The sequence below is a fragment of the Pseudomonas sp. CM27 genome (genome assembly GCF_013179515.1).
GTDB lineage: Bacteria > Pseudomonadota > Gammaproteobacteria > Pseudomonadales > Pseudomonadaceae > Aquipseudomonas.
This window is the reverse complement of sequence record NZ_JABMCN010000206.1, coordinates 1-10993: the sequence shown is the minus strand read 5'-3', so window position 1 is coordinate 10993 and position 10993 is coordinate 1. Positions and strand designations below refer to the sequence as shown.

Here is a 10993-nt window from a genome sequence, read left to right as displayed (position 1 = left end):
GGGGCGGGCACAAAAAAACCTCCAGTGCTTGCGCAACTGGAGGTTTTTCAAATTTTGGCTCCGCGACCTGGACTCGAACCAGGGACCCAATGATTAACAGTCATTTGCTCTACCGACTGAGCTATCGCGGAATCTGCGCATATCTTACTAATTGCCCGAGGGAAGTCAACCCTCCCCCAGGCAAATTATATTGCAATCAAGCAGTTACAGTACTTCGACGATGGCCTTGGTGACCACGTGGATGTTGCTCTGGTTCAGCGCAGCTACCGCAATGCGGCCGGTGTCCAGGGCATAGATACCGAACTCGTTCTTCAGGCGGGCGACCTGTTCAACGGTCAGGCCCGAGTAGGAGAACATGCCTGCCTGGCGGCCAACGAAGCTGAAGTCGCGGTTGGCGCCATATTCTGCCAGCAGGCTGACCATTTGCTGGCGCATGCCGTGGATACGCTGGCGCATCTCAGCCAGCTCGGCTTCCCACATCAGGCGAAGTTCTTCGCTGTTGAGCACGGTAGCGACGATGGTCGCGCCGTGGGTCGGCGGGTTGGAGTAGGTGGTGCGGATGACGCGCTTGACCTGCGACAGCACGCGAGTGCTCTCGTCCTTCGAGGCGGTGACGATCGACAGTGCGCCAACGCGCTCGCCGTACAACGAGAACGACTTGGAGAACGAGCTGGAAACGAAGAAGTCCAGGCCCGACTCGGCGAACAGGCGTACAGCGAACGCGTCTTCGGCGATGCCGTCACCAAAGCCCTGGTAGGCCATGTCGAGAAACGGCACATGGCCCTTGGCCTTGACCACTTCCAGCACGTTTTTCCAGTCGTCCAGGCCCAGGTCGACGCCAGTCGGGTTGTGGCAGCAGGCATGCAGCACGACGATAGAACCGGCCGGCAGGCTGTTCAGGTCTTCGAGCATGCCGGCGCGGTTGACGTCGTTGCTCGGTGCGTCGTAGTAGCGGTAGTTCTGTACCGGGAAGCCGGCGGTCTCGAACAGCGCACGGTGGTTTTCCCAGCTCGGGTCGCTGATAGCTACCACAGCGTTTGGCGAGAGGCGCTTGAGGAAGTCGGCGCCGATCTTCAGCGCACCGGTACCGCCAACGGCCTGCACGGTGACCACGCGGCCAGCGGCCAGCAGTGGCGACTCGGCGCCGAAGATGAGTTTTTGCACGGCCTGGTCGTAGGTGGCGATGCCGTCGATCGGCAGGTAGCCGCGCGAGGCGTGCTGGGCGGCACGCTGGGTTTCGGCTTCGATCACGGCGCGCAGCAGCGGAATGCGGCCCTCCTCATTGCAGTACACGCCTACGCCCAGGTTGACCTTGTCGGTACGTGGGTCGGCGTTGAATGCTTCGTTGAGGCCCAGGATAGGGTCGCGGGGTGCCAGCTCGACAGCGGAAAACAGGCTCATTGTTACCTTGGCTCTGAATAGGAGTGTGATAGGACGTACACGCTCCAGCCGAATGCACTGAAGCGGTGCACAAACGGGGAGTCAGTATAGTGATACCGACCGGTCACCGCGACACTCTGGCGCACCTTTTCAGACGTTTTGCGCAAATATTTTTCGACCATTGGTCCAATTGCCGTGTCCACCGTAGCAAGCGTTCACAGCTGCGCCTTGAAAGCGCCACCCTGGGGGCGCATTTGGGTATAGACTACTGGCTAAATTTACAGTTGCTGCAACACCGCGAGGTCCGTCATGTCCGAGTTCCAGCTCGTCACCCGTTTTCAGCCGGCCGGCGACCAGCCCGAGGCCATCCGCCAGTTGGTCGAAGGTATCGAGGCGGGCCTGTCGCACCAGACGCTGCTCGGGGTGACCGGCTCGGGCAAGACCTTCAGTATCGCCAACGTCATCCAGCAGGTGCAGCGGCCGACGCTGGTGCTGGCGCCGAACAAGACCCTGGCCGCGCAGCTGTACGGCGAATTCAAGGCGTTTTTCCCCAACAACGCGGTGGAGTACTTCGTTTCCTACTACGACTACTACCAGCCTGAGGCCTATGTACCGTCGTCGGATACCTTCATCGAGAAGGACGCCTCGATCAACGACCACATCGAGCAGATGCGCCTGTCGGCAACCAAGGCGTTGCTGGAGCGACGCGACGCGATCATCGTGACCACGGTCTCGTGCATCTACGGCCTGGGCAGCCCCGAGACCTACCTGAAAATGGTCCTGCACGTGGACCGCGGCGACAAGCTTGACCAGCGCGCGCTGCTACGCCGCCTGGCCGACCTGCAGTACACCCGCAACGAAATGGATTTTGCCCGGGCCACCTTCCGTGTGCGCGGTGATGTGATCGATATCTTCCCGGCCGAATCCGACCTCGAGGCCATCCGCATCGAGCTGTTCGATGACGAGGTGGAAAACATCGCCGCCTTCGACCCGCTCACCGGCGAAGTATTCCGCAAGCTGCCGCGTTTCACCTTCTACCCCAAGAGCCACTACGTGACCCCGCGCGAGACCTTGCTCGATGCCATGGAGGGCATCAAGGAAGAGTTGACAGACCGCCTGGCGTACCTGCACAAGGGCAACAAGCTGGTAGAGGCGCAGCGGCTGGAGCAGCGTACCCGCTTTGACCTGGAGATGATCCTGGAGCTGGGCTACTGCAACGGCATCGAGAACTACTCGCGCTACCTGTCCGGTCGGCCCGCCGGGGCGCCACCGCCCACCCTGTACGATTACCTGCCAGCCGATGCCCTGCTGGTAATTGACGAGTCTCACGTCAGCGTTCCGCAGGTTGGCGCCATGTACAAGGGTGACCGCTCGCGCAAGGAAACGCTGGTCGAGTACGGCTTTCGCCTGCCCTCGGCGCTGGACAACCGGCCCATGCGCTTCGACGAGTGGGAGAATGTCAGCCCCCAGACCATCTTCGTTTCCGCCACCCCGGGCCCTTACGAGGCCGAGCATGCCGGGCGCGTGGTCGAGCAGGTGGTACGCCCGACCGGCCTGGTCGACCCGCAGGTCGAAATTCGCCCGGCACTGACCCAGGTGGATGACCTGCTTTCGGAAATCCGCAAGCGGGTCGCGGCGGGTGAGCGGGTGCTGGCGACCACGTTGACCAAGCGCATGGCCGAGGATCTCAGTGATTACCTGGCCGATCACGACGTGCGGGTGCGTTACCTGCACTCCGACATCGACACCGTGGAGCGGGTGGAGATCATTCGTGACCTGCGCCTGGGTACCTTCGACGTGCTGGTCGGCATCAACCTGCTGCGCGAGGGCCTGGACATGCCCGAGGTGTCGCTGGTGGCGATTCTCGATGCCGACAAAGAAGGTTTCCTGCGCTCCGAACGATCACTGATCCAGACCATCGGCCGGGCCGCCCGTAACCTCAACGGTCGGGCCATCCTTTACGCCGATAACATGACCGGCTCCATGCAGCGGGCCATCGATGAAACCGAGCGTCGTCGGGAAAAGCAGATCGCGTTCAACCAAGCCAACGGCATCGTGCCCAAGGGCGTGGTCAAGGACATCACCGATATCCTGGAAGGCGCCACTGTGCCCGGCTCGCGCAGCAAAAAGCGCAAGGGCATGGCCAAGGCGGCGGAGGAGAGCGCCCGTTACGAGGCCGAACTGCGTACCCCGGGCGAGATCACCAAGCGCATCAAGCAGCTCGAAGAGAAGATGATGCAGTTCGCCCGCGACCTGGAGTTCGAAGCGGCAGCGCAACTGCGCGACGAGATTACCCAGCTGCGCGAGCGGTTGATTACCAGCTGATTGCCACGTTATCTGCAATGGCCTCTTCGCGGGCGAGCCCGCTCGCTCAAGCGAAGAGGCCGCTACAGGCAACCGAAAATTCAGTGGGCTTCCCCAGCCTTCAACCCCTGCGGCAACTTGCGGGTCATCAACACCGCTATCATGCTCACTGCTAACCCGATCCCGACAAAGTGGAAGGCATCGTTGTAAGCCATGATCAACGCTTGTTGGTGGGTAATCTCGCTCAACTTGCCCAGCGCCGCACTGTCATTCCCCAGCCGCTCCGCCAGTTGCGCCAACCGTTCCGCCACCTGCGGGTTGCTTGGCACCACCGACTCCCTCAGGTAATCGAAATACACCTTGGTCCGCGCATCCAGCAGGGTGGCCAGCAGGGCAATACCAATCGCCCCACCCAGGTTGCGCAGGATATTGAACAGGCTCGAAGCCGAGCCGGCATCCTGCGGCTGGATATAGGCCGTGGCGATCAGCGAAATGGTCACCATGATCATCGGCTGGCCCAGCGCACGGATGATCTGGATATGGTTGAACTGCGGCCCCGCAAAGTCCGGGTTGAGTACACCCGAGCCGAAGCTGGCGGCGCCGAACAGGCAGAACCCCAGCGCACACAGCACCTTGGGTGAAATCACCTTCATCAATTGCGGCACCAGCGGGATCAGGAACAGCTGGGGAACGCCCATCCACATGATCACCTCGCCGATCTGCAAGGCGTTGTAGCCCTGGATCTGCGCCAGATACAGCGGTAGCAGGTAGATCGACCCGTAGAGGCCGACGCCCATGCCCAGGCTGGCGATGCTCGACAGGCCGAAATTGCGGTTGCCAAGGATGCGCAAGTTGATCAGGGGATGCGGCTTGGAAAACTGCACGATGACAAAGGTGATCAGGCTGACCAGCGCAACGCTACCCAGGCCGACGATCAGGTGTGATTCCAGCCAGTCCTTGCGGTGGCCTTCCTCAAGAAATACTTGCAGGCAGCCCAGGCCCAGCCCGAGGGTAAGGATGCCCGCGTAATCGGTGCTTTTCAGCAGTTCCCAATGCGCTTCTTTCTTCTCCAGCCCGTACAGCAGGCCGGCGATCATCACCAGCCCCGGCGGAATGTTGATATAGAAAATGTACTCCCAGCCCCAGTTTTCGGTGAGCCAGCCGCCTAGAGTAGGGCCGATGGAGGGGGCGAAGGTGGCGGTCATGGCGAACATGGCCATGCCTTTGGCGCGGTGGTGTTCCGGCAGCTTGATCAGGGTAAGGGTAAACGCCAACGGGATCAGCGCGCCGCCGGTAAAACCCTGCAGGGCGCGGAACAGGATCATGCTCTCCAAATTCCAGGCCATCGAACACATCAGTGATGAAAGCAGGAAACCGCCGGAGACCCACACCGCGAGCCGTCGCGCCGACAGCAGCTGCACCAGCCAGGCGGTCAGCGGGATCATGATGATTTCCGCGACAAGGTAGGAGGTGGAAATCCACGAGCCTTCCTCCAGGGTCGCCGACAGCGCGCCCTGGATGTCCTTTAGCGACGAGTTGGTGATCTGGATGTCCAGCACTGCCATGAAGGCGCCAAGCATCACGCTCATTACCGCAATCCAGTCGCGCCGGCTGGGCTCGGCAACAGGCCGCAGCAAAGCGTCACCGGCCATGGGGGCCTTCGTCTTCGCTGCGCAGGTCGACGGTGGCGGTGACCGACATGCCGGGGCGGATCCGCCCTCGCAGCGGGTTGTCGGCGCTGAAGGTCAGTTTTACCGGAATACGCTGCACCACCTTGGTGAAGTTGCCGGTGGCATTGTCCGGCGGCAGCAGGCTGAACTGCGCGCCTGAGGCGGCAAACAGGCTGTCGACCCGACCTTCGACGGGGGTGTCCGGGTAGCTGTCGAATACCAGTTCGGCGCGCTGGCCGGGCTGCATATGGCCGATCTGGGTTTCCTTGAAGTTGGCCTGCACCCAGATGTCTTCGTCCGGCACGATCGACAGCAGGTAGGCACCTGCCTGCACCACCTGGCCATTGCGGGCGTTGCGTTGGCCGATGGTGCCGCTAATGGGCGCGCGGATCTCGCAGCGGCTCAGGTTGAGCTCGGCCTGGGCCAGGTCGGCGCGGGCGTTGGCGATTTGCGCATCCAGGCGCTTGAGGTCGGCGTTCAGGGCGTTCACCTGCTGGCGCTGGCTTTGCAGGTCGGCGCGGGCCTTGTCGACCTGGGAGCCGGCCACGTGGCTGTCCGCCGACAGAGTGGTGACCCGTTCTTCAGAGACATAACCTGGCTTGCGCAGTTTTTCGGCGCGGCTCAGGTCCAGGCGCGAGCGGTCGAAGGTGGCCTGGTTGGCCGCCACCTGGGCCTGGCCGGCAGCGATCAGGCTGCCCTGCTGGGTCAGGCGGCTTTGCGCCTGGGCGTGTTCGGCCTCGCGGGTAGCCAGGGCAGCGCGGGCGCGTTCGATCGCCAGCTCGAAGTCAGCGGCCTCCAGGCGCACCAGCAAGTCGCCTTTGTCGACGTGCTGGTTGTCCTCGACCGGCACCGTGTCGATGCGGGCACCCAGCTGGCTGGAAATGCGGGTAATCTCGCCTTGCACGTAGGCGTTGTCGGTGCCTTCGTAGAAGCGGCCCTTGAAATACCAGTGGGCCAGAAAGGCGAGGGCGATGATGGCCACCAAGGTGAAAAAGATCGCCAGGCGGCGTTTGAGTTGGGTAGGCATGGCGGCTATCGTTGCAGAAATGTAAGCAAATTTAACAGCGGTGCAGGGCCCGTCGACAAGTGACGTTCGCGCCATTGCTGGAGCCCGGTGCCTGCCTCCTGCTAACATCCCGCCTTTGTTTCATCTTTCGTTCGAGACCCTCCATGACCACCGTACGCACGCGTATCGCGCCATCGCCTACCGGCGACCCCCATGTCGGCACTGCCTACATCGCCCTGTTCAACTACTGCTTTGCCAAGCAGCACGGCGGTGAGTTCATCCTGCGCATCGAAGACACCGACCAGTTGCGCTCCACGCGCGAATCGGAACAGCAGATCTTCGACGCCCTGCGCTGGCTCGGCATCGAATGGAACGAAGGCCCGGACGTCGGCGGCCCGCACGGCCCGTACCGGCAGAGCGAGCGTGGCGCGATCTATGCCGAATACGCCAAGCAGCTGGTCGACGCCGGCCACGCCTTCTACTGTTTCTGCACCGCCGAAGAACTGGAGCAGATGCGCGCCGAACAGCAAGCCCGCGGCGAAACCCCTCGCTATGACGGCCGCGCACTGCTGCTGAGCGCCGAGGAAGTGCAGCGCCGCCTGGCCGCTGGCGAGCCGCACGTGATCCGCATGAAAGTGCCGAGCGAAGGCGTGTGCGTGGTGCCTGACATGCTGCGTGGCGACGTCGAGATCCCGTGGGACCGCATGGACATGCAGGTGCTGATGAAGAACGACGGCCTGCCGACGTACTTCCTGGCCAACGTGGTCGACGACCACCTGATGGGCATCACCCACGTGTTGCGCGGCGAAGAGTGGCTGCCATCGGCGCCCAAGCTGATCAAGCTGTACGAATACTTCGGCTGGGAGCAGCCCAAGCTGTGCTACATGCCGCTGCTGCGCAACCCGGACAAGTCCAAGCTGTCCAAGCGCAAGAACCCGACTTCGGTCACGTTCTACGAGCGCATGGGCTTCATGCCCGAGGCGATGCTCAACTACCTGGGCCGCATGGGCTGGTCGATGCCGGACGAGCGCGAGAAGTTCTCCCTGGCCGAGATGGTCGAGCACTTCGACCTGTCGCGCGTCTCGCTGGGCGGGCCGATCTTCGACATCGAGAAGCTGTCCTGGCTTAACGGCCAGTGGTTGCGTGAGCTGCCGGTCGAGGAGTTCGCCACGCGCCTGCAGAAGTGGGCGTTCAACAGCGACTACATGATGAAGATTGCCCCGCATGTACAAGGCCGGGTCGAAACCTTCAGCCAGGTCGCACCGCTGGGCGGGTTCTTCTTCGAAGGCGCGCTGAAGCTGGACGCCAAGCTGTTCGAAAGCAAGAAACTGTCTGCCGACCAGGTGCGCCAGGTCATCCAGCTGATCCTGTGGAAGCTCGAAAGCCTGCGCCAGTGGGAAAAAGAGCGTATCACCGGTTGCATCCAGGCTGTGGTCGAGGCGCTGGAGCTCAAGCTTCGCGACGCCATGCCGCTGATGTTCGCTGCCATTACTGGCCAGGCCAGCTCGGTGTCGGTACTGGACGCTATGGAAATCCTCGGCCCGGACCTGACACGCTATCGCCTGCGCCAGGCGCTGGATCTGCTGGGTGGTGTGTCGAAGAAAGAAAACAAAGAGTGGGAAAAGCTGCTGGCCTCAATCGCCTGATTCAGCTTTGCACCTGACCTGTGGGAGCGGGCGTGCCCGCGAATGCGGTGTTTGATCTACCATCGCATTTTCGCGGGCACGCCCGCTTCCACAGGTCCAGCTAAACCCGGAAAAACTAGGACAGGGCGGTAAGTGATTGTTATCTGTGAAAAAACTTTTGAATATTTTCGAAATTTCGTTTGACAGCAGTGCAATCCGATCTTAATATGCGCCCCGTCCACAGCGATGAACGAAAACGAAACGCCAGGTACCCAGCCAGCGATTCGGTTCAAAGCGACATTGTGGGGCTATAGCTCAGCTGGGAGAGCGCCTGCATGGCATGCAGGAGGTCAGCGGTTCGATCCCGCTTAGCTCCACCAAATTCCGCTTGGCAGCTCAGGCTGGCAAGCAAGACCGGGTCCAGCAACCGGGTCTTGAAGGTAAGAAGGTTCGTCCCCTTCGTCTAGTGGCCTAGGACACCGCCCTTTCACGGCGGTAACAGGGGTTCGAGTCCCCTAGGGGACGCCAGTTTTACACAAGCGATGTTTCATTATGTCGCTGGGCCGCGAGGCTAGAAATCCGGGGCTATAGCTCAGCTGGGAGAGCGCCTGCATGGCATGCAGGAGGTCAGCGGTTCGATCCCGCTTAGCTCCACCAATTTTGCCGCGGTTTGCGTAAGCAAGCCGGCACGAAGGTTACGTCCCCTTCGTCTAGTGGCCTAGGACACCGCCCTTTCACGGCGGTAACAGGGGTTCGAGTCCCCTAGGGGACGCCACTTTTTCCTGCGTTTTGCAGGGCTTGAAAGGCTCGTCGATTATTGATGAGCCTTTTGTTTCGGGGCTATAGCTCAGCTGGGAGAGCGCCTGCATGGCATGCAGGAGGTCAGCGGTTCGATCCCGCTTAGCTCCACCATTTCTGCCAGGGTTCACGTTAGTGAATCTTCGCGAAGGTTACGTCCCCTTCGTCTAGTGGCCTAGGACACCGCCCTTTCACGGCGGTAACAGGGGTTCGAGTCCCCTAGGGGACGCCACGTTTACCCGCGTTTTGCGGGACTTTAAAGGCTCATTCGCTTATTGAATGGGCCTTTTGTTTTTTCTCCCTCGCGAAAATTCCGCTGCCGACGGGCGGCGAGAAAATCTGCTTGCCAAAAAATATGATATGGATAATATTTCGATCATCATATTTTTCCCGGCGACCGCCCCATGAGCGACAAGAAGAGCAAAACCCGCGAACGCATCCTCGAGGCGGCGCGCAGTGCCTTGATCCAGCATGGCCCGGCCGAGCCTAGTGTGAGCCAGGTAATGGGTGCGGCAGGCCTGACGGTTGGCGGCTTCTATGCCCACTTCGAGAGCAAGGACGAGCTGATGCTCGAAGCATTCAGCCAACTGCTGGGTGAGCGCCGTGCCTTGCTTTCGCAGGTCGACCCCAGCCTCGATGGCGCCGGGCGGCGCGCGCTGGCCAGTGCGTTCTACCTGTCGCGCAAGCACCGGGATGCCGAGGTGCATGCCTGCCCGCTGCCGAACTCACTGGGAGAAATGCAGCGCCTGCCGGAAGCCTTCCGTGAGGTACTGGCCGAGCACATCGAGCTGATGGCAGCGGCCATGGTCGACCGTCCCGAGGATGCCGACAAGGCCTTGGCCGACCTGGCCCTCATGGTCGGCGGGCTGGCCCTGGCCCGCGCCCTGGGCACCAGCGACCTTTCTGACCGAATCCTGCGCGCCGCCAAATCGGCAGTGCTGTAACCCTGGAGCATGGCAATGACTACCCTGAGCTGGATTCGTGGCGTCAATGGCACCCTGGGCCGCCTGGCCCCCGAGCACGTCGCTGGCAAGATGCGCCGTGCCTTCATGACCCCGCGCAACCTGCCGCCACGGCACTGGGAATTGCCCATGCTGGCAAGTGCCGAGCGCATTACCTTGCGCTTCGGCCTGTCGGCATTACGCTGGGGGCAGGGGCCGACGGTGCTGCTGATGCACGGCTGGGAAGGCCGCCCCACACAGTTCGCCGCCTTGATTGAAACCCTGGTCCAGGCCGGGCACACGGTGGTGTCGCTGGAGGGGCCAGGGCATGGTCGCTCGCCGGGTGAGCAGGCCAACGTGGTGCTGTTTGCCAGGGCGCTGCTCGAGGCCGCCGCCGAGTTGCCGCCGCTGCGTGCGGTCATTGGCCATTCGATGGGCGCTGCCAGCGTGCTGCTGGCCTTGCAGATGGGCCTGCGCACGGAGGCGGCGGTGAGCATCGCGGGCCCGGCGCGGTTGCTGGGGGTGTTGCGAGGGTTTGCCCGTCATCTGGGGCTGCCGGCGCGTGCACGGGCTGCGTTCATTCGCCAGGTGGAGCGGGATGTGGGCATGCAGGTTGCGCGGCTGGATGTTACCGGTTACCAGCTGGAGCTTCCGGGGCTGGTAGTGCACGCTGCCGATGACGCCCTGGTGGCTGCCGATGAAGCCCAGGTCATTCACAAGGCCTGGTTCGACAGCCGGCTGTTGATGTTGGAGGCGGGCGGCCACCAACGGCTGCTAGCCGACCCGCGCCTGGGTGAAGCCGTGCTCGAATTGCTCGCCAGGGCGGGTGCGCCAGCGCGGCAAAGCGCCTGATGAGCCCGGTAAATCCATCCAAGGGCTGGACTTCCCCTGCCGGTCGCTGCTAAATCGCAATTTTGCGCCAAGGAAGCGAACATGAGCTGGGACCTGGCAACACCCTTCGTCATCGACCTGCGCGTCGGCAGCGAGGATATCGACGGCCTCGGCCACGCCAACAACGCCGTCTACGTGACCTGGCTGGAACGCTGCGCCTGGCGCCATTCCCAGCGCCTGGGCCTGGACCTGGCCGCGTACCGCCGGCTGGACCGGGCCATGGCCGTTGTGCGCCACGAAATCGACTACCTGGCCGCCGGCTATGAAGATGACGAGCTGCAATTGGCCACCTGGATCATCGACTGGGATCAGCGCCTGCGCATGACCCGGCGCTTCCAGCTCAAGCGCCCGCGTGACGGCGTTACCCTGCTGCGGGCT

Annotated in this window: 8 protein-coding genes and 7 tRNA genes; 11 read left to right on the top strand and 4 right to left on the bottom strand. The window is 62.3% G+C overall.

From position 1 onward, the window contains the following. Window positions 1-55: 55 nt before the first annotated feature. Together HP547_RS22005 and HP547_RS22000 are read right to left on the bottom strand one after the other, a co-directional pair. Window positions 56-131 (bottom strand) — tRNA-Asn (locus HP547_RS22005). A gap of 73 nt (window positions 132-204) precedes the next feature. Beyond that, complete coding sequence (locus HP547_RS22000) at window positions 205-1401, bottom strand: amino acid aminotransferase (protein ID WP_172287422.1); 1197 nt, start codon at window positions 1399-1401, stop codon at window positions 205-207. A 288-nt stretch (window positions 1402-1689) separates the two neighbouring features. Between HP547_RS22000 and uvrB the strand changes: the two genes are divergently transcribed. Next, complete coding sequence (uvrB, locus tag HP547_RS21995) at window positions 1690-3705, top strand: excinuclease ABC subunit UvrB (RefSeq protein WP_172287421.1); 2016 nt, start codon at window positions 1690-1692, stop codon at window positions 3703-3705. An 80-nt stretch (window positions 3706-3785) separates the two neighbouring features. Here the strand turns inward: uvrB and HP547_RS21990 are convergent, their stop codons facing one another. Together HP547_RS21990 and HP547_RS21985 are read right to left on the bottom strand one after the other, a co-directional pair. Continuing rightward, window positions 3786-5336: an MDR family MFS transporter gene (locus HP547_RS21990; RefSeq protein WP_172287420.1), complete on the bottom strand. Its 1551-nt coding sequence runs from the start codon at window positions 5334-5336 to the stop codon at window positions 3786-3788. Beyond that, a complete protein-coding gene (locus HP547_RS21985) occupies window positions 5326-6381 on the bottom strand; it encodes an HlyD family secretion protein (protein ID WP_172287419.1) in 1056 nt (351 codons plus the stop codon). The genes HP547_RS21990 and HP547_RS21985 overlap by 11 nt, the downstream gene beginning before the upstream one ends. A gap of 143 nt (window positions 6382-6524) precedes the next feature. Here HP547_RS21985 and gltX point away from each other — a divergent pair, with 143 nt between their 5' ends. The 10 genes from gltX to HP547_RS21935 all read left to right on the top strand — a co-directional run. Beyond that, window positions 6525-8006, top strand: coding sequence for a glutamate--tRNA ligase (gene gltX / locus HP547_RS21980; RefSeq protein ID WP_172228048.1), 1482 nt, complete (start codon window positions 6525-6527; stop codon window positions 8004-8006). A gap of 283 nt (window positions 8007-8289) precedes the next feature. After that, window positions 8290-8365, top strand: a tRNA-Ala gene (locus tag HP547_RS21975). 72 nt (window positions 8366-8437) lie between these two features. Then, window positions 8438-8513, top strand: a tRNA-Glu gene (locus tag HP547_RS21970). Window positions 8514-8566: 53 nt separating this feature from the next. Further along, a tRNA-Ala gene (locus HP547_RS21965) sits at window positions 8567-8642 on the top strand. A 42-nt stretch (window positions 8643-8684) separates the two neighbouring features. Next, window positions 8685-8760 (top strand) — tRNA-Glu (locus HP547_RS21960). Window positions 8761-8821: 61 nt separating this feature from the next. Then, window positions 8822-8897, top strand: a tRNA-Ala gene (locus HP547_RS21955). Between the two features lie 42 nt (window positions 8898-8939). Continuing rightward, window positions 8940-9015: transfer RNA gene (locus HP547_RS21950), tRNA-Glu, on the top strand. A 172-nt stretch (window positions 9016-9187) separates the two neighbouring features. Beyond that, entirely contained in the window at window positions 9188-9727 is a 540-nt protein-coding gene (locus HP547_RS21945) for a TetR/AcrR family transcriptional regulator (RefSeq protein WP_172287418.1), read from the top strand. A gap of 15 nt (window positions 9728-9742) precedes the next feature. Continuing rightward, the gene (locus HP547_RS21940) at window positions 9743-10576 is read left to right on the top strand and encodes an alpha/beta fold hydrolase (RefSeq protein ID WP_172287417.1); all 834 of its coding nucleotides are present in this window, start codon (window positions 9743-9745) and stop codon (window positions 10574-10576) included. A gap of 81 nt (window positions 10577-10657) precedes the next feature. Beyond that, window positions 10658-10993, top strand: a 336-nt coding sequence (locus HP547_RS21935; RefSeq protein ID WP_172287416.1) for a thioesterase family protein, incomplete at its 3' end; no start/stop codon positions are given.